Below are 21,557 nucleotides of genomic sequence, written 5' to 3'. Positions count from 1 at the left end.
GGCCCGTCACGGCGCGTCCGCCCCGGGCGGGCAGTCGTAGGGCCCCTCCGCCCCGCACAGTCCCGCCTCGACCCGGACGAGCAGCCGCTCCAGCACGGCGGCCTCCTCCGGGTCGAGGTCCTTCAGCGTCAGCCGCTCCAGCGTCGCCCAGGCGCCCGCCACCTGCGCGCGCAGCGCCTCGCTGCGCTCCGTCGCCTCCACGCGCACCGCGCGCCGGTCGTCGGGGTCGGGGGAGCGGCGCACATGCCCGGCCTGCTCCAGGCGCTGGAGCATCTTGGTCATGGTCGACGGGTCGATCCCCATCTCCTTGATCAGCTCCGACTGGCGCGCCGGGCCGCCCTCCCAGAGCCGCATCATCAGGAACTCCTGCCCCGGGTAGAGCCCCAGGTCGCGCAGGAGCCGGGCCGCCGTCATGCGGTGGACCCGGAACGCCCTGGCCAGGGTGCAGCTGACCGGGGCGTGGTCCGTGACCGACGCCTGGTGCGGGGTACAGACGGGATCGCCCTGGCGTGCGGGGCTCTCGGCGGACATCGGGTCTCCTCGGGCAGGCTTTCCCCCAGATTACCTTGGTCGGCCAACGAATGGGCTACAGTGGCTCCCGGGCCGATTCATTGGCCGACCAATTTCCGGCCATATATTTGGCCGACCACATATATCTTCCCTGTCTCCGGGAGGCAGCGATGACCACCGCCTTCGACCCCGTCGACCTCGCCGGCACCCCGCTGGCCAACCGCATCGCCATGGCGCCCATGACCCGCAGCCGCGCCGACGGCGAGCGCCGCACCCCCACCGCGGCCGTCGCCGAGTACTACGCCCAGCGCGCCTCCGCCGGCCTGCTCATCAGCGAAGGCATCCAGCCCTCGCGGGTGGGCCAGGGCTACCCGAACACCCCCGGCCTGCACGACCGCGAGCAGATCGCCGCCTGGCGCGAGGTCACCGACGCCGTGCACGCCAAGGGCGGCCGGATCTTCGCCCAGATCATGCACGCCGGCCGGATCGGGCACCCCGACGTGCTCGGCGACGGGCTGCACACGGTCGGTCCCTCTCCCGTCGCCGCCGCCGGGCAGGTGTACACGCCCGACGGGCCCAAGGACTTCCCCGTCCCCCGCGAGCTGACCGCCGACGAGATCCGCGCCACGATCGCCGACCTCGCCGCCGCCGCGCGCAACGCCGTCGAGGCCGGCTTCGACGGCGTCGAGCTCCACGGCGCCAACGGCTACCTGATCCAGCAGTTCCTGGCCACCGGCAGCAACCGCCGCACCGACGAGTGGGGCGGCTCCGTCGAGAACCGCATCCGCTTCGCGGTGGAGGCGGTCCGCGCCGTCGCCGCCGAGATCGGCCCCGAGCGCACCGCCCTGCGCATCTCCCCGGCCGGCACCTACAACGACATGGCGGAGACGGACACCGACGAGACGTACACCGCCCTCGTCGCCGCCGTCGAACCGCTGGGCCTCGCCTACCTGCACGTCACCGAGACCGTCCCCGGCACCCGCGAGCTCACCCTCGCCCTGCGCAAGCAGTTCTCCGGGGTGTTCGTGCTCAACCCGCACACCGAGGGCCCCACGAGCCGCGCCGAACTGGCCCTGATCGAGGACGGCATCGCCGACATGGTGGCCTTCGGCCGGCTGTTCATCGCCAACCCCGACCTGCCGGCCCGGCTCGCCGCCGACGGCCCGTACAACGAGGGCGACGAGCGGACCTTCTACGCCGGCGACGCCCGCGGCTACACCGACTACCCGGCGCTCACGCCCACCGCGTGACGCCCACGGCGTGACGTCCACCACGTGACGCCCACGGCGAAGGGGCCCGCCGCACACCCGCGGCGGGCCCCTCGTCCGTACCGGAACACGGGGGTCCTACGACCACGCCTCCGTGACCGCCCGGCGCGCGCCCTCCAGGTCCACCGCGCGGCCCGACTCGCCGAGCGCCGCGCCCAGCGCCGCCAGCGAGGACTGCACCACGCCCGGCGTCGCGTCCACGCCGTAGTGGTTCACCCGGATCATCTCCTTCGCCAGCGCGCCGCCGCCCGCCGCCAGCGGCAGCGACGGGTCCGCCGCCAGCGCCCGCGCGACCAGGTCCGAGGCGTCCACCCCGGACGGCGCGCGCAACGTCGTCGCCACCGGCGCCGCGTCCCTCGCCTCGTGCACGTACGGCTCCAGACCGCCGCCGAGCGCCCGCGCGCCCGCCCGCGTCGCCGCGGCCGCCGCCGCGTGCCGGGCCATCAGCGCGTCCAGGCCCTCGGCCTCGATCCGCTCCAGGCAGGCCTCCAGGGCCAGCATCTCCAGCTGCGCCGGCGCGTGCAGCAGCGCCTTGCGGCCGCCGTCGATCCAGCGCTCCTTCCAGTCGAGCAGCGACAGGTACGAGCGGCGCGGGGCCGCCGGGTTGGCGGCGAAGACCTCCCAGGCCCGCTCGCTCACCGACACCGCCGAGACGCCCGCCGGGCCGCCCATCGCCTTCTGCGCGCCGATGATGCACAGGTCCACGCCCCACGCGTCCGGCAGCACCGGCTCCGCGCCGATCGACGCCACCGCGTCCAGGTAGAACAGCGCGCCGTGCGCCCGCACGACCTCGCCGATCTCCGCGACCGGGTTCGTGTTGCCGGTCGCCGCCTCCGCGTGCACCAGGGAGACGAACTCGATCTCCGGGTGCTCCTCGAACGCCCGCGCCACCTGATCCGCCGTCACCGCCGCGTGGAACGGCACCTCCAGGTCGACCACCGTCGCCCCGCAGTCCCGCAGCCAGTTCCCGAACGTCTGCCCGTACGGGCCCGTCACCACGTTCAGCGCCGTCGAACCGGCCCGCGCCCCGCTGCGGATGCAGCCCTCCAGCGGCAGCAGCGCCTCGCCCTGGGTGATCACCACGTCCTGCTCGGTGGACAGCAGGGCGGCGACCCGGCGCTCGATCGACGCGAAGTGCGCGGCGGTCAGCGGAGCCAGGTCCAGGAGCGGATGTGTCACGGTCACGGCGGTGCCTTCTTCGACTCGGTGCGGTGCTGTTCGTACGGGGCGGAACCCCGGCTCAGCCTACCGAGCGGCCCGGGTCCGGCCGGCGCGCCGGACGCCCGCGGGCGGCCCGGGTCCGCGGCCGGCGAGTGACCGATCACGCATCCCGCGCGGGCGCCCGCCCCTCGTACAGTGCAGACATGAGCGATCACGTGGTGCTGCATGTGAAGGGGCGGGTGCTCGTCGGCCCGGAGGACGTCCGGGACGAGCTGTGGGTGGTCGGCGGCCGGATCACGTACGAGCGCCCGGCCGGCGCGGACGACGTCCGCACCGTGCGCGGCTGGGCGCTGCCCGGTCTCGTCGACGCGCACTGCCACGTCGGCCTCGACGCGCACGGCCCGGTCGACGCGGCCACCGCCGAGAAGCAGGCGCTGACCGACCGGGACGCCGGCACGCTGCTGATCCGGGACGCCGGCTCGCCGTCCGACACCCGCTGGATCGACGACCGCGACGACCTGCCGAAGATCATCCGGGCCGGCCGGCACATCGCCCGCACCCGCCGCTACATCCGCAACTACGCCCACGAGATCGAGCCCGACGAGCTGGTCGCGTACGTGGCGCGGGAGGCCCGGCGCGGCGACGGCTGGGTCAAGCTGGTCGGCGACTGGATCGACCGCGGCGTGGGCGACCTCGCCGCCTGCTGGCCGCGCGGCGAGGTGGAGGCCGCGATCGCCGAGGCGCACCGGCTGGGCGCGCGGGTCACCGCGCACTGCTTCGCCGAGGACTCGCTGCGGGACCTGGTGGAGGCGGGCATCGACTGCGTCGAGCACGCCACGGGGCTCACCGAGGACACGATCCCGCTGTTCGCCGAGCGCGGCGTCGCGATCGTGCCCACGCTGGTCAACATCGCGACCTTCCCGAAGCTGGCGGCGGGCGGCGAGGAGAAGTTCCCCCGCTGGTCCGCGCACATGCGCCGGCTGCACGAGCGCCGCTACGACACCGTCCGCTCCGCGTACGACGCGGGCGTCCCGGTCTTCGTCGGCACCGACGCGGGCGGCTCGCTGCCGCACGGCCTGGTCGCGGCGGAGGTCGAGGAGCTGGTGAAGGCCGGCATCCCGCCGCTGCGGGCGCTGTCGGCCACCACGTGGGGCGCCCGCGCCTGGCTGGGCCGGCCGGGCCTCGACGAGGGCGCCCCGGCCGACCTCGTCGTCTACGACGACGACCCCCGCGCGGACGTCCGCGCCCTCGCCGGCCCCCGGCGCGTGGTGGTCGACGGGCGGGTGCTCGCCTGACGTGCGCGGGACCGGCCGCCCGGCCGCGTGTCAGCGCGTGAGGAAGGCCAGGCGGGCCTTCTTCTCCGGCAGGAAGACCTCCGGCAGGTCCACCTCCGGCAGCACGACCTCCGGGCCCAGCGCGAAGCCGGCCCGCGCGAGCCGGGCGATCGCCTTCTCGTTGGCGGCGTCCGGCTCGGCCACCAGCCGCGTGCGGCCGGTCAGCGCGAAGTCGACCAGCGCGGTCAGCACCCCGGCGGTGAACCCCGGCCGCGGCGTGTCGCTCGGGGCGATCAGCAGGTGCACGCCGAGGTCGCCGTCCCGCACCTCGTACACCTCCGAGACCCGGTCCGCCTCCGGCTCGTACGTCTGGAACAGCGCCACGGGCTCGCCGTCCAGCCGCACCAGGAAGCCGTGGTGGGTGTCGAGCGAGTCCAGGTGCGCGTAGATCTCCCGGACCTGCTCGACGGTGGCGTCCTTCATGCCCCAGAAGCGGGCCCGCTCGTCGGCGACCCAGCCGTGGATCAGCGCGGCGTCGCGGTCGGGGTCGACGGGCTCGACGCGTACCGTGCCGAAGCCCTCGACGGTCCGCTCGTACGGGGCGGTGGTGGTCATAGGGTGCTCCGTCTCCTTGCTCAGTCGGTTCCAGTCGGTGACGACGGGCGCGAGCTCGCCCCGCAGCCACAGCGGCAGCTGGTCGCGGTGGTGCGGGTCGCCGGGCACGCCGGACGCGCCGAACGGCACCACCCACAGGCTCCGTTCGCGGTCGGCGAGGTCCCAGACGTACCGGGCCGCCGAGGCCCGCGCCGCACGGTCGGTCCAGCCCGGCACGCTGGACGTCGACAGTACGCAGTCGTGGTCGCCGCCGAGCCCCGGCCACTGCGCGTCGTCCCCGTCGGGCAGCGCCTGCCAGGGCGCGAGCCGGTGCGTCACGCCCCACGCCGGGGGCGCGTCGCCCGCGCCGGCCTCCTCCAGCGCCTCGCGCACGAGCCGCGCCACCTCGCCGGCCGGCACCGGGCCGGCGGTCAGCAGGGTCTCCAGGGCGTACGCGACGCGCGGCCCGAGCGCCAGCCAGGGCGCGAACACCGCGGGGTACGGGGCCGGTTCGCGCAGGGCGCGGAACGCCTCGTGCCCGGCCAGGCCGCGGACGACGGCCCCGCGCACGGCCGCGTACAGCCCGGCGTCGGCGCTGTCGGCCGCCATCCGCCGGTCCCAGGCCAGCAACCGGTCCCGTACGGCCGAGGCGGCCGGGGTGAGCGCGCCCGGATCCGTGGCGCGCACGGCGTCCAGCAGCCGGGCCGCGGCCGGGTTGTCGGTGTCCCGGTGGATCGCGGCCATCGCCCCCGGCGTCCAGTCCGTCCCCGCCGACAGCAGGGCGTCGATCCGCGCGGCTCGGTGCGGCGGGGCGAACTCCACGCCCAGCGGGGCGGCCAGACCGCGGGCGTTGGCCATCACGGCGTGGCCCCCGACGGCGGCGCGCGGCATCGGCGCGGGCTCCGCCGCCCAGGCGTGCCGGGCCTCCCAGGCGGGCACCACCCGCAGCGAGTTGAGCCGGTCGCGCACCGGCACGTAGCCGGCGACCCGGTGCAGCAGCCCGCCCTCGGTGTCGGCGGCCTGCACGACGTTCACGGGCTCCACCCAGCCGTCGAACGCGCGGTCGACGTCCCCGACGGTCCGCGCGGCGAGCAGCTTCGGCAGCGCCGAGAACCCGAGTTCGGCGGTCACCCGGGGCGGGTACCGGAGAGCGAGCCCCTCGGCGAACCCGTCCGCGTCGCCGGACCCCTCGGCGTAGCCGGACCCGTCCGTGTCGCCGGACCCCTCGGCGTAGCCGGACCCGTCCGTGTCGCCGAAGCCGTCCGCGGGGGCGGACCCGTCCGTGCCGGCCGACCCCTCCGCGTCGCCGTCCCCCGGACGGGGTGCGCCGCCCGCGATCAGCGGACCGCGCTCGGTCTCCACCACCTCGACCTCGACCGGCGCGCCGCCCGCGACCTCCACCGTCTCGGTGTGCACGGAGGCCGGGCGCCAGCCGTCCGGGCCGAGGGCCTCCACGCCGCCGTCGGGCGTGCGGCGCAGCCGCTCCCGGTACACGTCCTGGTAGTCGGCCATCGCGTTGGTGATCGCCCAGGCGACCGAGCCGGTGTGCCCGAAGTGCGCGAGGCCCGGCACGCCGGGGACCGCCAGGCCCACCACGTCGTACTCGGGGCAGGCCAGCCGGATCTGCTGGTACACGCCCGGGTCCTCGATGAACCGGTGCGGATCGCCCGCGACCAGCGCCGCGCCGCTCGCGGTGCGCTCCCCGGCGACGACCCAGCCGTTGGAGCCGGCGGTGCCGGGGCCGTCCGTGGCGAACAGCTCCGTCCAGCGCGCGCCGAGCCGGCTCGCGACCTGCTCACGCCACAGCTTCGTCGGGAACCCGGCGAACAGGATGTGCGTCGACAGCCACACGGCCAGCGGCGTCCACGGCTCCCAGCGCCCCGGGACGAGCCCGGTCGCGGCGAACTGCGGGGCCCGCGCGGCCCCTTCGGCGAGGCCCGCGCCGACGCCCTCGGCGTACGCGCGCAGCCAGTCCGCGGTCCCGGGGTCGCGCTCGGCGAGCCGCGCGTAGCAGCGGCGCGCGGTGTCCGCGAGCCGCACGCGGCGGGCGAGGACGTCCCAGTCGACGGCCTCCGGGCCGAGGAACGCGGCCGAGGTCCCCTGCGCCCGGTGCCGCTCGACCTCCAGCTGCCAGGCCCGGTCGTACGCGGTCACCCGCCCCTGCGCGAAGGCGAGTTCGCGCGGGTCGGCGGCCCGCAGATGCGGAATGCCCCGGGCGTCCCGGTAGACCTCGATGCTCACGCTCGCCCCGCTCTCTCTTAGGTTAGGCTGCCCTAAATTAAGCCACCGTCGCCCGGGAAGCAATCCGGGCCCCAGGGGAGGAGACCGAGGTGGGCCAGGGGCACGGCTGGGAGGGCGTCGTCCTCAAACTGTTCCGCGGCAAGGACTTCACGTTCACCGTGACCGGCGCGGAACAGGTCACGGAGCACTACCGCCGGGTGTGCATGACCGACGGCGGGCTGCTCGCCGCGGCCGGCGTCCACCCCACCATGTGGGTCCGCCTCTGGTTCCGCGACGGCGGCCGCCCGCACCAGCGCGGCTACACGCTCGTCGACCCCGACCCGGAGACCGGCACGTTCTCCGTGGAGTTCGCACTGCACGACGGACCGGCCTGCGACTGGGCCCGGAGCTGCGTCCCCGGCGACACCATCGAGGCGACCCTCCAGGGCACCGGCTTCACCGTCCCCGACCCGGCCCCGAGCCGGCTCCTGCTGATCGGCGACCCGGCCTCGCTGCCCGCGATCAACTCCCTGCTCGACGCCCTGCCCGGCATCCCCGCCACCGTGTGGTTCGAGACCACCCACCCCGACCACGACGAACTGCCCGTACGCCTCGACGCGGACCGCCACGAACTGCGCCGGGTGCCGCGGCGCGACCGGGGCGCGGGCCTCGTGGAGCGGGTCCGCGCCGACCTGCCCGCCCTGCTGGCCGCCGAACCGCATCCGTACGTCTGGATCGCCTGCGACACCGCGACCACCCGCACCCTCGCCGCGTACACCCGCAAGGAACTCGGCCTCGCCAAGGACCGCGTGCACGCGCTCGGCTACTGGCGTCCGTAGCGATGAATCGAATATGGGCGCGGAAACCACCCTTTGGGGTGAACTCACCTCAGGTGTCTCCCCGTTCACTCTTCGTACGTAAGGATTCCCCTGTCCCAAGTCGCCGAGGCCGCACCGACCCGCCGTCCCCGCGGTGAGCGGCCGGCGACGCCATGTCTCCTGTGGGGGTTCCACCACCTTGAACAGCAACACCTTCCGCATGCCCGCACGCCGGACCGCCGCCGCGGCGACCGTCGCCGCGCTGGCCGTCGGCCCGGTCGTCCTCGCCGCGCCCACGGCGCACGCCACGGGCGGCGAGGGGCGCGCGAGCGCCGTCGTCCTGCGGACCGGCCTCGACGTCGCCCTGCTCGACAAGACGCTGCAGGTGCCGCTCAAGGCCTCCCTCAACGAGGTCCACGCCCCGGCCAGCGCGAGCAGGACCGCGCTCACCGTCGAACTCGAGGGCGTCGACCGGGGCAAGCCGTTCCACGTGCTGCGCGCCGACGTGGCCACGGCCCGGGCGAGCGCGGACGCCGCGAAGGCGGAGGGGCACGCCGACCTGGCGAAGGCCAGGGTGCACGTCCCCGGACTGCCGCTGCTGTCCCTGATCGAGGTCGAGAAGGTCACGTCCACGGCGGTCTGCGAGACGGGCAAGCGGCCGGTCGCCGAGTCGAACGTCCTCGGTCAGGTCACCGTGCTCGGCCGGAAGACCACGCTCACCAGCGGCGGTACGACGAAGGTCACCGTGCCCGGAGTCGGCGAGGTCACCCTCGACCTCTCCCGGACCGCCACCACGACACGGACCGCCGCCGCGACCGCCCTGCGGCTCAAGGTCGCCGTCAACCCGCTGAAGCTCAACGTCGCCGAGGTGAACGGCGAGATCACCCTCGCCGAGGCGACCTGCGAGACGCCGAAGGCCGCCCCGCAGGAGCCGCAGCCCGGCAAGAAGCCCGAGACGACGACGCACCTCGCCGAGACCGGCGGCAGCTCCGTCACGCCGTACCTCGCCGGCGGCGGCCTCGTCCTGCTCCTCGCGGGCGGCACGGCGGTCGCCATGACCCGGGCCCGGCGGAACGGGACGGGAGCCTGAGCCCGCGGGCCGACTGACGCGCCGGGCACCCAGGCCGGCCGGCTGACGGGCCGGGGCCCCGACCGGGCGCGGCCGCCCGGGCCCCGTACCGCGACCGGCCGGCGGCCGAGGGCTGCGACCGGGCGGCCGCCCTCAGCCTGCTGCCCCCGCCGTCAGCCGGCGGCGGCCGCTCGCCGCCCGCCCTCGGTCGCTCGCGCAGCCCGCCCCCGCCTCAGCCGCTCGCGCAGCCCGCCATGACCAGGGCCTGGTCCAGGGCCTGGAGGAAGCGGTTCGTCGTCACCCGGTCCCGGACGGCGAGCCGCAGCCAGTTCCGGTCCAGGCCCGGGAACGTGTCCCCGCGCCGGGCCGCGAACCCCAGGTCCCGCAGCCGCTGCCGGACCACGTCCGCGCGGTCCACGCGGATCAGCACGAACGGTCCCTCCGCCGCCGCCACCGTCCGCACCTCGTCGAACTCTGCGAGCCCGGCCAGCAGATGGGCCCGCTCCGCCGCCGTCCGGTGCGCCGCGTGCTCCGCCTCCGCCAGCGCCGCCCGCGACATGCACGCCTCCGCCGCCACCAGCGCCGGCGTCGACACCGGCCACAGCGGCTGCGCGCGCTCCAGCGCCGCGACCGTCTCCGGCTCGGCCAGCACGTAGCCGATCCGCAGGCCCGCGAGCCCCCACGTCTTCGTCAGGCTGCGCAGCACCACCAGGCCCGGCACGTCCGTCCGCCCGGCCAGCGACTCGCGCTCGCCCGGCACCGCGTCCATGAACGCCTCGTCGACCACGAGCGTCCGGCCCGGCCGGGCCAGCGCGGCCATCGTCTCCGCCGGATGCAGCACCGACGTCGGGTTCGTCGGATTGCCGATCATCACCAGGTCCGCGTCCTCCGGCACCGCCGCCGGATCCAGCCGGAACCCGTCCGCCTCGCGCAGCAGCACCCGGCCCACGTCGTGCCCGGCGTCCCGCAGCGCCGCCTCCGGCTCGGTGAACTGCGGATGCACCACCACCGGCCGGCGCACCGGCAGCGCCCGCGCCAGCAGCACGAACGCCTCCGCCGCGCCCGCCGTGAGCAGCACCCGCTCGGCCGGCAGATCGTGCCGCTCCGCCACCGCGGCCCGCGCGGCCCGCGCGTCCGGATAGGCGGCCAGCTCCAGCAGGGAGGCCGCGATGCGCTCGCGGAGCCAGTCCGGAGGCGTGTGCGTACGGACGTTGACCGCGAGGTCGATCAGCTTCTCGTCCCGGACCTCGGCGTCACCGTGGTGCCGCAGGTCGTGGACATCGGAGTGCGTGTACATGGCCGCCGTGGGGTGAGTGGGGGGTGGACGGCGGTCCGTGGGTTGCGGACCGCCGGTGGAGCCGTGGGGGACGGATCCCGTAACTCCTCGCCGGATCCGACGACTTCGGCGGACCGCTTCCGGACCCGGGGTGTCCGCCCGCGCACGGAGGCCGCGCCGGGCGCGCCGGATGCGCTCTCACCACCGCTGTACCCGCGTCGCTCCGGCAACAACCGTGCGGCCAGGGCTCCTTCGTTCGGAACCACGGGCACGTACGGCGCATTCGGGGCGCACCGGGCGATCGCGCACGTCGCCCGTGCGGCCCGCGCCCCGTCCGCACGCGCCGTGCGCTTCGGTACGAGCAGCCGCCCGCCCGGCCCCGCGGCCGCCAGCGCCGCCGCCTCGGCCACCGACGGCGTCCCGGCCGCCGCCGCCACGACCGCCGAGGGGGACGGCACCGCGAGCCGCGCCAGCTCCTGCGCCGCGAACACCCGCAGCGGCAGGCCCAGAAGGGCCGCCGCGCCCACCACGCCCGGCTCGTCCGCCTTGCCCGCGACCGTCGCGAGCGCCACCAGCCGGCCCGCCGCCGGCCCCGCCGACCGCAGGCACTCCCTCACCAGCCCGGCCACCTCGTCCACGGACACACCCTGCCGCGCCCCGACCCCGGCGACCAGAGCCGGGACGCCGCCCGGAGCGCTGACGTGCGCCGGACGCCGTCCATCCGATAGCAAGGGCCCATGGCCGTACTCGTCGCGCTCGGCGCGTTCCTGATGACGCTCGTCGGCGGCTGGACCGCGCAGCGCGTCACCGACCGCCGGCACCTCGTGCTCGGCCTCGCCGGCGGACTGATGCTCGGCGTCGTCGGACTCGACCTGCTGCCGGAGGCCCTTGAGGCCGCGGGCCGCGAAGTGTTCGGTGTGCCCGAGGCGCTGCTGCTCTTCGCCGGCGGCTTCCTCTTCGCCCACGGCGTGGAACGCCTCCTCGCCGTCCGCCGGGCGGCGCACGGGCTGGAGGCGGACGAGAGAGTTCCGCAGGTGGGGCTCACGGCGGCCGCGGCCATGGTCGTGCACAGCCTGATGGACGGCATCGCCCTCGGCGCCGCCTTCCAGGTCGGCGGCACCATGGGCCTGGCCGTCGCGCTCGCCGTCATCAGCCACGACTTCGCCGACGGCTTCAACACCTACACGATCACCAGCCTGTACGGGAACGCCCGCCGCCGGGCCGTCGCCATGCTGGTCGCCGACGCGGCCGCACCCGTCGTCGGCGCCGCGTCCACGCTGCTGTTCACCCTTCCGGAGGAACTTCTCGGCGGCTATCTCGGCTTCTTCGGCGGCGCGCTGCTCTACCTCGCCGCCGCCGAGATCCTGCCCGAGGCCCACCACGACCACCCCGCGCTCTCCACCCTGCTGTGCACGGTGGCGGGCGTGGGGTTCATCTGGCTCGTGGTGGGCCTGGCGGGCTGAGGTCATCCGCAGTGCTCCACCAGACGCACCGCGGCGCCCGGCGCGCCCGCCCAGTGCGTGTGCACGTAGCTCGCGTGCACGCCCCCCAGCACGAAACCCTCCACCCGCCGTTCCGGCTGGTGCAGTCCCCATGCCGGCCGCGCGCCCGCGCCCGGCTCGATCACCGTGCGGTGGAACTCGTGCCCCCGCATTCGCGTCCCGGCCGCCGCGAGCACGCTGTCGCCGACGGCGACGGCGTCCCGGTAGCCGAGGGTCAGCCGCTCCGACATCCGCGCGTCCGCGTCCAGGACGCCGCACATGGGGTGCCCGTCCAGGGACCGCGCCAGGTACAGCAGCCCGGCGCACTCCGCCGCGACCGGCGCGCCGGAGGCGGCGAGCTCCGCGACCGCCTTGCGCAGCGGCTCGTTGGCGGAGAGCTCCGCCCCGTACACCTCGGGGAAGCCGCCGCCGATGACGAGGCCGCGCGTCCCCTCGGGGAGGGCCTCGTCGCGCAGCGGGTCGAAGGTCACGACCTCCGCGCCGGCCGCCCTCAGCAATTCCGTGTGCTCGGCGTACGAGAACGTGAACGCCGCCCCGCCGGCGACGGCCACCACGGGCCGCCCCCCGGCGGCGGGCTCCCGCCCGGCGGCGTCGGGCGTCCACGGCTCCGCATGCAGCTCCGGCGCGCTCCGCGCCAGCGCCAGCAGCGCGTCCAGGTCGCACCCGGCCCGCACCTGCTCCGCCTGCGCCGCCACCGCCTCGACCGCTTGGCCCTGCCGCTCCGCCACCGGCACCAGGCCCAGGTGCCGCGAGGGCGTCGCCACCGCCGGCGCACGCCGCAGGACGCCGAGCACCGGCACCCCCGACTCCCCGAGCGCCTCCCGCAGCAGATGCTCGTGCCGGTCCGACGCGACCTTGTTCAGGATCACGCCCCCGATCCGCACCTCCGGGTCCCAGGACGCGAAGCCGTGCACCAGCGCCGCCACCGACCGCGACTGCGAGGAGGCGTCGACGACCAGCACCACCGGCGCCTTCAGCAGCTTCGCCACCTGCGCCGTGGACGCCAGTTCCCCCTGGTCGGCGGCCCCGTCGTACAGGCCCATCACGCCCTCGACGACCGCCAGGTCGCAGCCCCGCGCGCCGTGCGCGAACAGCGGCGCGACCAGGTCCGTCCCGCACATGTACGCGTCGAGGTTGCGGCCCGGCCGGCCCGTGGCCAGCGCGTGGTAGCCCGGGTCGATGTAGTCCGGGCCGACCTTGTGCGGGGACACCGCGAGGCCACGGCCGGCGAACGCGGCCATCAGACCGGTCGCGACCGTGGTCTTGCCCGCGCCGGAGGAGGGCGCGGCGATGACGAGACGTGCTACCACTCGATGCCCCGCTGCCCCTTCTGACCGGCGTCCATCGGGTGCTTGACCTTCGACATGTCGGTCACCAGGTCCGCGAAGTCCATCAGTTCCTGCGGGGCGTTGCGGCCGGTGATGACGACATGCTGCTGACCGGGACGGTTCCTCAGCACCTCGACCACCTCGGCCGTGTCGATCCAGCCCCAGTGCAGCAGGTACGCGAACTCGTCGAGGACGTAGAACTTGTACTTCTCCTCGGCGAGGTCCCGCTTGACCTGCTCCCAGCCCTCGCGGGCCTTGTCCTCGTGCGACTGCTCGCCCTCGGCGACCTCGCGCTGGATCCAGGACCAGCCCTCGCCCATCTTGTTCCAGGTGACCGTGCCGCCCTTGCCGGTCTCGCCGAGGGCCTTCAGCGCGTTCTCCTCGCCGACCTTCCACTTCGCCGACTTGACGAACTGGAACACCCCGATCGGCCAGCCCTGGTTCCAGGCGCGCAGCGCCATCCCGAACGCGGCGGTCGACTTCCCCTTGCCGACGCCGGTGTGCACCATCACCAGCGCGCGGTTGCGGCGCTGGCGGGTGGTGAGACCGTCGTCGGGAACGACGGTCGGCTGTCCCTGCGGCATTAAGCGGCCCTCCTGGCAGAGTGGTTGACTTGCACGTCTCGTACGAGCCCGGCGATCGAGTCGGCGCGCAGCTCGTCCAAGGTGACGGCGGCGCCGCCGAGTTCGCGGGCGAGGTTCCCGGCGAGACCGAGCCGCACCGGCCCCGTCTCGCAGTCCACGACCACCGCCGCCGTGCCCTCGGCGGCGTGCAGCCGGGCGGCGCGGGCGGCGAGCGCCAGCGGGTCCGGACCGCCGCCGGTGGCCCGGCCGTCGGTCACGACGACAAGCAGCGGCCGGCGCGACGGGTCGCGCAGCCGCTCCACGCGCAGCACGTCGTGGGCCTTCAGCAGCCCCGCCGACAGCGGCGTACGGCCCCCGGTCGGCAACTGCTCCAGGCGCGCGGCCGCGGCGTCCACGGACGAGGTCGGCGGCAGCGCCACCTCCGCGCCGCGGCCCCGGAAGATGACCAGGCCGACCTTGTCCCGGCGCTGGTACGCGTCGAGCAGCAGCGACAGCACCGCGCCCTTCACGGCGCTCATCCGCTGCCGGGCGGCCATGGAGCCGGAGGCGTCCACGGCGAACAGGACGAGGTTGCCCTCGCGGCCCTCCCGGACGGCCTGCCGCAGGTCGTCGCGCCGGACCACCAGGCCCGGGCCGGAGCGGCCGCGCGCCTTCTGGTGCGGGGCCGCCGCGGTGACGGTGGCCGTGAGGTGCAGCTTGGCCAGCGCGCCGCGGGGGCGGGTCGCGCCGGTGGTCCGCCCGTGCTCGGTACGGGCCCGGGAGCGCCGCCCGGCGGCGCCGTCGCCGAGACCGGGAACGCTCAGCATCTTCGTACGGAACGGCTCCGCGGCCTTGACGGCGGCCCGCTCCCCGGCGCCGGGGCCGCCGGGCGCGGGCGCCGGGGCTTCGCCGGGCGCGGGGCCGTCCGGCGCGGGCCGCTCCGTGGCGGCGTCGGGCGCGTCGCCCTGCGGCGGAATCCCGCCGCCACCGCCGCCACCGCCGGGCCCGCCGTCGCCCGGACCGTCCGGGGTCGGGTCCGGATCGTCGTCCGGCTCCTCGCCCTTGAACTGCTCCAGGGTCTCGTCGAGCTTGTCCTCGTCCAGGCCCGGCGCGTCGAACGGATTGCGCCGCCGCCGGTGTGGCAGCGCGAGCAGCGCGGCCTGCCGCACGTCCTCCGAGGTCACGTCGGTCCGTCCCGCCCAGGCGGCGAGCGCGGTCGCGGTACGGGCCATCACGATGTCCGCGCGCATGCCGTCGACCTCGAACGCGGCGCAGGTCGCCGCGATCTGGAGCAGCGCGGCGTCGCCGAGGGTCACCTGCGGCAGCAGGGCGCGCGCGGCGGTGATCCGCTCGCGCAGCGCGGCCTCCTCGTCCGCCCAGCGGGCCGCGAAGCCGGCCGGGTCGTCCTCGAAGGCGAGCCTGCGCCGGACGACCTCCACCCGCTGTTCGGGCTCGCGCGAGGCCGCGACCTCGACGGTGAGCCCGAACCGGTCGAGCAGCTGCGGGCGCAGCTCGCCCTCCTCGGGGTTCATCGTCCCCACGAGCAGGAACCGCGCGGCGTGCCGCACGGACACACCCTCCCGCTCGACGTACGAGGAGCCCATGGCAGCGGCGTCGAGCAGCAGGTCGATGAGGTGGTCGTGCAGCAGATTGACCTCGTCGACGTACAGGATCCCGCGGTGCGCGTCGGCGAGCAGGCCCGGCTCGAACGCCTTCACGCCGTCCGCGAGCGCCTTCTCGATGTCCAGCGCACCGACGAGCCGGTCCTCGGACGCGCCCACGGGCAGCTCGACCATCCGCGCGGCGCGCGCGGATCCCGGAGCACCGGCGTGCGGCCCGTCCGGGCAACCGGGGTCGGGCGAGGCCGGATCACAGCTGAACCGGCACCCGGCGACCACGGCCACCGGCGGCAGCAGGTCCGAGAGCGCCCGTACGGCGGTGCTCTTCGCCGTCCCCTTCTCCCCGCGCACGAGGACACCGCCCACCGACGGGCTCACGGCGTTCAGCAGCAGCGCGAGCCGCAGGTCGTCCATCCCGACGACGGCGGTGAACGGATAGCGGGTGCTGCTCACAGGCTGGTCCTTTCCACGAGGTGCCTCGGCTGGGGGTGCGTTCGCCGGGGTGGCGTCGGCAGGGGCGCGGGGCCGTTCACGGCGCACCCGGCGGCACGAACGGCAGGCCCTCCGGCGGGCCCTGCTCGATCAGGCGCAGCAGCGCGTCCGTGTCCGCGTGCTCCTCGATCAGGTCGCCGAGGCGGTCCAGCTGGTCCTCGCGCAGGGCGCCGAAGGACGTGTCGGGCGCGGGGACGAAGCGGCGGCCCGCCGCGCTCGCGACCTCGCGCAGGAACGCCCGCCGGAAGGCGTCGCTCTCCAGGGAGCCGTGCCAGTGCGTGCCCCAGACCGCGCCGACCCGGCAGCCGTCGAGGAACGGCTCGCCGCCGAGCACCTCAGCGACCCCGTGGTGGATCTCGTACCCCTCCACCCGCTCGCCGAGCGCCTCGCCGACCGGCCGCGCCAGGGTCTTCTCCACCGCGAACCGGACCCGTACCGGCAGCAGGCCCAGGCCGGGGACGCTGCCCGCCTTCGACTCGACCTCGTCCTCGATGTGCTCCGACATGGCCTGGAAGCCGCCGCAGATGCCGAGCACCGGCCGGCCCTCGGCCGCGCGCCGCGCGAGCGCGTCCCCGAGGCCCCGCTCGCGCAGCCACGCCAGCGCCTTCACCGTGCCGCGCGTGCCCGGCACGACCACGAGGTCCGCGTCGACCAGCTCCTCCGGGCGGTCCACGAACCGCACCACCACGCCCGGCTCCGCCGCCAGCGCGTCCACATCCGTGAAGTTGGACATCAGCGGGACGGCGCAGACCGCGACCCGCAGCACGTCCTCGCCCACCGGCGGCGCGACGACCGACTCCCGCACGGCGCCGCGCAGCGACACCCGCAGGCCGTCCTCCTCGTCGATGCCGAGCCCGTGCGCGTACGGCAGGACCCCGTACGTGCGCCGCCCGGTCAGGTCCCGCAGCATGTCGAGGCCCGGCTCCAGCAGGGTCACGTCGCCGCGGAACTTGTTCACCAGGTACCCGGCCACCAGCCGCTGGTCCTCCGGCGCGAGCAGCGCCGTCGTCCCGAAGAACTGGGCGAACACCCCGCCCCGGTCGATGTCGCCGACGACCACCACGGGCAGCTCGGCCGCCCTCGCGATGCCCATGTTGACGATGTCCGTGCGCCGCAGGTTGATCTCGGCGGGGCTGCCCGCGCCCTCGCAGATCACCGCGTCGTACGTGCTCCGCAGCTCCTCCAGGCAGGCGAGGACCGGCTCGAACAGCTCCTTCTGCCGGCCCCCGTGGTACCCGCGGGCGCTCAGCTCGCCGACCGGCTTCCCCATCAGCACGACCTGGCTGGACCGGTCGCTGCCGGGCTTCAGCAGCACCGGGTTCATCAGCGCGCTCGGCTCCACCCGGGCCGCCTGGGCCTGCATGGCCTGCGCCCGGCCGATCTCCGCGCCCTCGCGCGTGACGAAGGAGTTGAGGGACATGTTCTGTCCCTTGAACGGCGCCACCTTCAGGCCCTTGCGGACCAGCCAGCGGCAGATCCCGGCCGTGACGACGCTCTTGCCCGCGTCGGACGTGGTCCCGGCGACCAGCAGCCCCCCGCCCCTCATGCACCCCTCCGCTTCAGCGCGTTCACGATCATCCGGCCGCCCACGCAGACCCCCAGCGTCAGCGCCGTCACCCGGCGCGACAGGGCGACGGCGCGTGCGATGTCGGCGACCTCGACGGGCCGCCCCGTTCCGTTCAGCACCGGCCGGTGCTCGACCCGGCCGCCGTACGAGAGCGTGCCCCCGAGCCGTACGCCCAGCGCCCCCGCGAACGCGGCCTCCACCGGGCCCGCGTTGGGGCTCGGATGCTTCGCCGCGTCCGCCCGCCAGGCCCGTACCGCGCCGCGCGGGTCGCCGCCGGCCGCCACCGCCAGCGCCGCGGTCAGCCGGGCGCCGGGCCAGCCGGCCAGGTCGTCGAGCCGGGCCGAGGCCCAGCCGAAGCGGCGGTAGCGCGGCGACCTGTGGCCGACCATCGCGTCCAGGGTGTTCACCGCGCGGAAGCCCAGCAGCCCGGGCACCCCCGCCGCCGCTCCCCAGACCAGCGCGCCCACCACCGCGTCGGAGGTGTTCTCGGCGACCGACTCCACGACCGCGCGGGCCATCGCCGGACCGTCCAGGGACTGCGGGTCGCGTCCGCACAGATGCGGCAGCCGCTCCCGGGCGACCTCCAGGTCGCCGACGGCGAGCGCCCCGCCGATGGCGTTGGCCTCCCGGCCCAGGGTGGTGCCGCCGACGACGGCCCAGACGGACGCGGCGGTCAGGGCGACCCCGGCGGCGTTCCGGCCCCGGACGGCACGGGCCGCCAGCGCGCCCACGGCGGCCGCGCCGCCCGCGCAGACGGCGGTGTGCAGGGCGCCCCAGCCGCGGTGGTCGCGCCACAGCAGCCGTTCGACCGCCCCGGCGGCGCGCCCGAAGGCCGCGACGGGATGGCCCCGGCGGGGATCGCCCAGGGCGAGATCGGCCACCAGACCGGCGGTGGCGCCGTACGCGAAGACAGCGGTGGCTGTACTGCGGCCAGGCATGGCGCAAGGTCCTCACTCAGGGTCCGCGCCCTGGCTCGACGTGACCGGCGGCGAGAGTTCCTGGCTCCCGGGGTTCGCACCCCGGTCACAGTGGCGGGACCGCGCCGGATTCGCACCGGGCTTCCTCTTCGTTGCCGCCGTAATGGCCCCGTGAGTCCACCACGCCCCGCGAACGGCCGTCAACTCACCCTTGACCTGCGACGGGTCACTGTGCGAAGCACCACAAACACGACGGCCGGGCGGGCCGCACCCGAAGGTGCGGCCCGCCCGGCCGGAAGGTTCGGCGCCGCTTAGGCGACGATCAGATAGATGCCGTACGCGACGGCCGCCGCGCACAGCGCGAAGCAGGCGTACGCGCCGGTCCGGGCGAGGACGGCGGAGCCGCCCCGCGCCGCCGCCTGCTCCTGCTTGGAGAGGCCGACGATGCCGAGGGTGAACAGGGCCACGAGGGCGACGGTCGCCACGAGGCTGACTCCGAAGACGGAGCCGAGAGCTGCCCAGTCGATCTTCATGTGGTTCGTTCCTTACAGCGCGGCGGCCGAGGCCGGCGGAGCGGTCGGGTCCGTGGAGGCCGGCGCGGGGATGGTGGTCTTCAGGTCCTCGTCCGCGACGGCGGCGACGGAGCCGGCCGGCGGCGGGGTGACGGCGGCGATGGCCGTGGTGACGACACCCGCGGGCTCGGCGTCGCCGTCGACGTCGTTGACGTTGGTGTGGTCGACGACCTGGCGGCGGGAGATGATCCAGATCGCGAGGCAGGAGGCGATCAGGAAGGCCGTGACGGTGTAGACGCCCCAGTCGCCCTGCCGGGCGACGTACTCGGCGCCGGCGCCGACGAGACCCGCGGCCGGGAGGGTCAGACCCCACGCGACGAACATCCGGGTGGCGGTCGACCAGCGGACGACACCGCCCTTGCGGCCCAGGCCCGCGCCCATGACGGCGCCGGAGCAGGAGTGCGTGGTGGAGAGGGAGAAGCCCAGGTTGGAGGAGGCCAGGATGACCGTGGCCGCGCTGGTCTGGGCGGCGAAGCCCTGCTGCGGCTGGAGGTCGGTCAGGCCCTTGCCCATGGTGCGGATGATGCGCCAGCCGCCGAGGTAGGTGCCGAGCGCGATCGCCAGGCCGGCGGAGACGATGACCCAGACCGGCGGGTTGGAACCGGGGGCGAGGACGCCGCCGGCGACCAGGGCGAGGGTGATGATGCCCATGGTCTTCTGCGCGTCGTTGGTGCCGTGGGCGAGGGAGACGAGACCGGCGGAGGCGATCTGGCCGGCCCGGTAGCCCTTCTCGGTCGTCTTCTTGTCCGCGTTCCGGTCCAGGCGGTACGTCAGGCGGGCGGCGAGCATCGCGGCGATGCCGGCGACCAGCGGGGCCGCGACGGCCGGGATGAGGACCTTCGTGACGACGACGTCGCCGTGGACGCCGCTGAAGCCGATCGAGGCGACGGTGGCGCCGATCAGGCCGCCCATCAGGGCGTGGGACGAGCTGGACGGCAGTCCGACCAGCCAGGTCACCAGGTTCCAGAGGATGGCGCCGACCAGGGCGGCCAGGATGACTTCGGGCTGGATGCCCTCCTCGTTCACGAGCCCCTTGGAGATCGTGTTGGCGACCTCGACGGAGAGGAAGGCGCCGACGAGGTTCAGCACGGCGGACATGGCCACCGCCGTCTTCGGCTTGAGCGCACCGGTCGAGATGGTCGTGGCCATCGCGTTGGCGGTGTCGTGGAAACCGTTCGTGAAATCGAACACCAGGGCTGTCACGACCACAATGGCGAGCAGCAGCGAGATGTGTTCCATTTACCCAGGCAATCGTTTGACGTCAGTGGCTGCTCGAACGTAGGCAACCTGGGTGAACGGAAGATGAACTGGGTCGGGCGGAGGGGTGTCCCCAACCGGGTGGCAGCGGTTCCGCTTCTCGTTCGGGCGTACGTCCCGGTCCCTCGAACGAGGGAGCTGTGACCGCCGGTAATGCCCGCCGTGGCGGGGGAGTGGGCGGCATGTACCGGTTCCGCCGCTCTCGTCCTCCGGTCGCGCAGGGCCCCCGCGGCCCCCGCCCGGTGAGATCCCCGTCACCCGCCGGCCCCGCGTCCGCTGGCAGCCGGAGCCGCCCCTGCCGACACTGGAACGGTGCGCCCGGCTACAGCGACGGCAGCGGCCGTCACCACCCTGATCGGTGTCGGCGCGGCCCTCTACGCGGCCGGCCGGTACGCCAGTGACGCGGCCCTCAACCTGCCGCCCGGCCGGGCCCTGCCCGGCGACCCCAAGCTCACCGTCCACGCCACCGGCCCCGGCCGGATCACCCTCACCCGCAGCCTCGCCGCCCTGCGCCCCGGCACCTACGGCATCGAGGCCCCCGAGATCCACGCCGTCGTCGGCCCCGTCCTCGACCACGTCCCGCACAGCGCCGACACCGTCGTACGCCGGCTCGAACGCGTCGAACTCGGCACCCTGCGGACCGGCGCCCGGGTCCGGCTCACCCCCCAGCTGCACACCGGCACCCCGCTCAGCGCCCTCGGCCTCGACTACGACGACATCGAGATCCCCGGCGAGCTCGGCAGCCTGCCCGCCTGGTACGTGCCCGGCCCCCGCCGCACCTGGGTGATCACCCTGCACGGCCTCGGCACCACCCGGCAGCACCCGCTGAACCTGGTGCCCTTCCTGCACCGCCGCCAGATCCCCGTCCTCCTGCCCGCCTACCGCGGCGACCCCGGCGCCCCGCCCCCGCCCGACGGCCTCGGGCGGCTCGGCGACGCCGAGTGGCGCGACGTCGACGCCGCGATCCGGCACGCCGTCCGGCGCGGCGCCCAGAAGGTCGTCCTGTACGGCTGGTCCACCGGCGCCACCATGGCCCTGCACGCCGCCGTCGGCTCCGGACTGCGCGACCGCATCGCCGGACTCGTCCTCGACTCCCCGGTCCTCGACCAGGACGCCACCCTGCGCGCCCTCGCCTCGGCCCGCGGCACCCCCGCCCCGCTGCTGTCGCTCGCCGTCCGCGCCGCGCGCAGCCGGACCGGGCTGTACGGCGACACCCTCCAGGAGTCCGCCGACCCGCAGGCGCTGCGCGTGCCCACGCTCCTCTTCCACGGCCCCGACGACACCCTCGCCCCCTGGGAGCCGTCCCGCGAGCTCGCCGCCCTGCGCCCCGACCTGGTCACCCTGCGGACCGTCCCGCACGCCCCGCACGCGGCCATGTGGAACGCCGATCCGAACCGGTACGAGGAGTCCCTGCGCCGCTTCCTCGTGCCCCTCCTCTAGGGCCCCCACAGCCGGTCCCGGGCGGCGCGCGGCCGGGCCCGGGGGATTCCGATTGGGCTTTCGGGCCGTCAGCGGGAAGACTGCCCCCGTGACGTCTCGAAAGCCTGATG

General features: G+C 75.5%; 18 protein-coding genes and 1 riboswitch. Of the genes, 6 read left to right on the top strand and 12 right to left on the bottom strand.

The features are described 5' to 3' along the window. Nucleotides 1-6 precede the first annotated feature (6 nt). The gene (locus ACNJ93_RS06355; protein ID WP_418956345.1) at nucleotides 7-531 is read right to left on the bottom strand and encodes a MarR family winged helix-turn-helix transcriptional regulator; all 525 of its coding nucleotides are present in this window, start codon (nucleotides 529-531) and stop codon (nucleotides 7-9) included. 149 nt (nucleotides 532-680) lie between these two features. On the opposite strand from ACNJ93_RS06355, the gene ACNJ93_RS06350 reads away from it, so the two are divergent. After that, a complete protein-coding gene (locus ACNJ93_RS06350; protein WP_418956344.1) occupies nucleotides 681-1,760 on the top strand; it encodes an alkene reductase in 1,080 nt (359 codons plus the stop codon). Nucleotides 1,761-1,856: 96 nt separating this feature from the next. Here the strand turns inward: ACNJ93_RS06350 and ACNJ93_RS06345 are convergent, their stop codons facing one another. Then, the gene (locus ACNJ93_RS06345; RefSeq protein ID WP_418961329.1) at nucleotides 1,857-2,957 is read right to left on the bottom strand and encodes a pyridoxal-phosphate-dependent aminotransferase family protein; all 1,101 of its coding nucleotides are present in this window, start codon (nucleotides 2,955-2,957) and stop codon (nucleotides 1,857-1,859) included. Between the two features lie 185 nt (nucleotides 2,958-3,142). Here ACNJ93_RS06345 and ACNJ93_RS06340 point away from each other — a divergent pair, with 185 nt between their 5' ends. Next, nucleotides 3,143-4,234 (top strand): amidohydrolase family protein, encoded by a 1,092-nt coding sequence (locus tag ACNJ93_RS06340; RefSeq protein WP_418956343.1) that lies wholly within the window; start codon nucleotides 3,143-3,145, stop codon nucleotides 4,232-4,234. Between the two features lie 30 nt (nucleotides 4,235-4,264). On the opposite strand, the gene ACNJ93_RS06335 is transcribed toward ACNJ93_RS06340, so the two are convergent. Next, on the bottom strand, nucleotides 4,265-7,048 hold the full coding sequence (locus ACNJ93_RS06335; RefSeq protein WP_418956342.1) for a GNAT family N-acetyltransferase: 2,784 nt from the start codon (nucleotides 7,046-7,048) through the stop codon (nucleotides 4,265-4,267). A gap of 89 nt (nucleotides 7,049-7,137) precedes the next feature. On the opposite strand from ACNJ93_RS06335, the gene ACNJ93_RS06330 reads away from it, so the two are divergent. Together ACNJ93_RS06330 and ACNJ93_RS06325 are read left to right on the top strand one after the other, a co-directional pair. After that, nucleotides 7,138-7,866, top strand: a complete 729-nt coding sequence (locus tag ACNJ93_RS06330; protein WP_418956341.1) for a siderophore-interacting protein — start codon at nucleotides 7,138-7,140, stop codon at nucleotides 7,864-7,866. Nucleotides 7,867-8,044: 178 nt separating this feature from the next. Continuing rightward, nucleotides 8,045-8,935 (top strand): SCO1860 family LAETG-anchored protein, encoded by an 891-nt coding sequence (locus tag ACNJ93_RS06325; protein ID WP_418956340.1) that lies wholly within the window; start codon nucleotides 8,045-8,047, stop codon nucleotides 8,933-8,935. Between the two features lie 211 nt (nucleotides 8,936-9,146). Here the strand turns inward: ACNJ93_RS06325 and cobC are convergent, their stop codons facing one another. Together cobC and ACNJ93_RS06315 are read right to left on the bottom strand one after the other, a co-directional pair. Beyond that, nucleotides 9,147-10,211 (bottom strand): Rv2231c family pyridoxal phosphate-dependent protein CobC, encoded by a 1,065-nt coding sequence (gene cobC / locus ACNJ93_RS06320; RefSeq protein WP_418956339.1) that lies wholly within the window; start codon nucleotides 10,209-10,211, stop codon nucleotides 9,147-9,149. After that, entirely contained in the window at nucleotides 10,142-10,828 is a 687-nt protein-coding gene (locus tag ACNJ93_RS06315) for a cobalamin biosynthesis protein (RefSeq protein ID WP_418956338.1), read from the bottom strand. The genes cobC and ACNJ93_RS06315 overlap by 70 nt, the downstream gene beginning before the upstream one ends. A 99-nt stretch (nucleotides 10,829-10,927) precedes the next feature. Between ACNJ93_RS06315 and ACNJ93_RS06310 the strand changes: the two genes are divergently transcribed. Next, the gene (locus ACNJ93_RS06310; protein ID WP_418956337.1) at nucleotides 10,928-11,653 is read left to right on the top strand and encodes a ZIP family metal transporter; all 726 of its coding nucleotides are present in this window, start codon (nucleotides 10,928-10,930) and stop codon (nucleotides 11,651-11,653) included. A gap of 2 nt (nucleotides 11,654-11,655) precedes the next feature. Here the strand turns inward: ACNJ93_RS06310 and ACNJ93_RS06305 are convergent, their stop codons facing one another. The 7 genes from ACNJ93_RS06305 to ACNJ93_RS06275 form a co-directional block, all read right to left on the bottom strand. Then, nucleotides 11,656-13,002, bottom strand: a complete 1,347-nt coding sequence (locus ACNJ93_RS06305; RefSeq protein ID WP_418956336.1) for a cobyrinate a,c-diamide synthase — start codon at nucleotides 13,000-13,002, stop codon at nucleotides 11,656-11,658. Next, nucleotides 12,996-13,604, bottom strand: a complete 609-nt coding sequence (gene cobO, locus ACNJ93_RS06300) for a cob(I)yrinic acid a,c-diamide adenosyltransferase (RefSeq protein ID WP_418956335.1) — start codon at nucleotides 13,602-13,604, stop codon at nucleotides 12,996-12,998. The genes ACNJ93_RS06305 and cobO overlap by 7 nt, the downstream gene beginning before the upstream one ends. After that, nucleotides 13,604-15,616, bottom strand: a complete 2,013-nt coding sequence (locus tag ACNJ93_RS06295) for a putative cobaltochelatase (RefSeq protein WP_418961328.1) — start codon at nucleotides 15,614-15,616, stop codon at nucleotides 13,604-13,606. The genes cobO and ACNJ93_RS06295 overlap by 1 nt, the downstream gene beginning before the upstream one ends. Before the next feature lie 115 nt (nucleotides 15,617-15,731). Beyond that, nucleotides 15,732-17,240, bottom strand: a complete 1,509-nt coding sequence (locus ACNJ93_RS06290; RefSeq protein ID WP_418956334.1) for a cobyric acid synthase — start codon at nucleotides 17,238-17,240, stop codon at nucleotides 15,732-15,734. Continuing rightward, nucleotides 17,237-18,199: a cobalamin biosynthesis protein gene (locus tag ACNJ93_RS06285; RefSeq protein ID WP_418956333.1), complete on the bottom strand. Its 963-nt coding sequence runs from the start codon at nucleotides 18,197-18,199 to the stop codon at nucleotides 17,237-17,239. Before ACNJ93_RS06285 ends, ACNJ93_RS06290 begins: the two co-directional genes overlap by 4 nt. A 31-nt stretch (nucleotides 18,200-18,230) precedes the next feature. After that, nucleotides 18,231-18,353, bottom strand: a riboswitch (cobalamin riboswitch). A 136-nt stretch (nucleotides 18,354-18,489) separates the two neighbouring features. Further along, on the bottom strand, nucleotides 18,490-18,711 hold the full coding sequence (locus ACNJ93_RS06280; protein ID WP_418956332.1) for a hypothetical protein: 222 nt from the start codon (nucleotides 18,709-18,711) through the stop codon (nucleotides 18,490-18,492). A 12-nt stretch (nucleotides 18,712-18,723) separates the two neighbouring features. Further along, the gene (locus tag ACNJ93_RS06275; RefSeq protein ID WP_418956331.1) at nucleotides 18,724-19,989 is read right to left on the bottom strand and encodes an inorganic phosphate transporter; all 1,266 of its coding nucleotides are present in this window, start codon (nucleotides 19,987-19,989) and stop codon (nucleotides 18,724-18,726) included. Between the two features lie 330 nt (nucleotides 19,990-20,319). Here ACNJ93_RS06275 and ACNJ93_RS06270 point away from each other — a divergent pair, with 330 nt between their 5' ends. Then, entirely contained in the window at nucleotides 20,320-21,447 is a 1,128-nt protein-coding gene (locus ACNJ93_RS06270) for an alpha/beta hydrolase (RefSeq protein WP_418956330.1), read from the top strand. Nucleotides 21,448-21,557 lie beyond the last annotated feature (110 nt).

The sequence above is a fragment of the Streptomyces tritici genome, assembly GCF_048500665.1.
In the GTDB taxonomy this organism is placed as follows: Bacteria; Actinomycetota; Actinomycetes; order Streptomycetales; family Streptomycetaceae; genus Streptomyces; species Streptomyces tritici.
The sequence above is the reverse complement of the archived record's forward strand: the minus strand, read 5'-3'. Positions and strand labels throughout refer to the sequence as shown.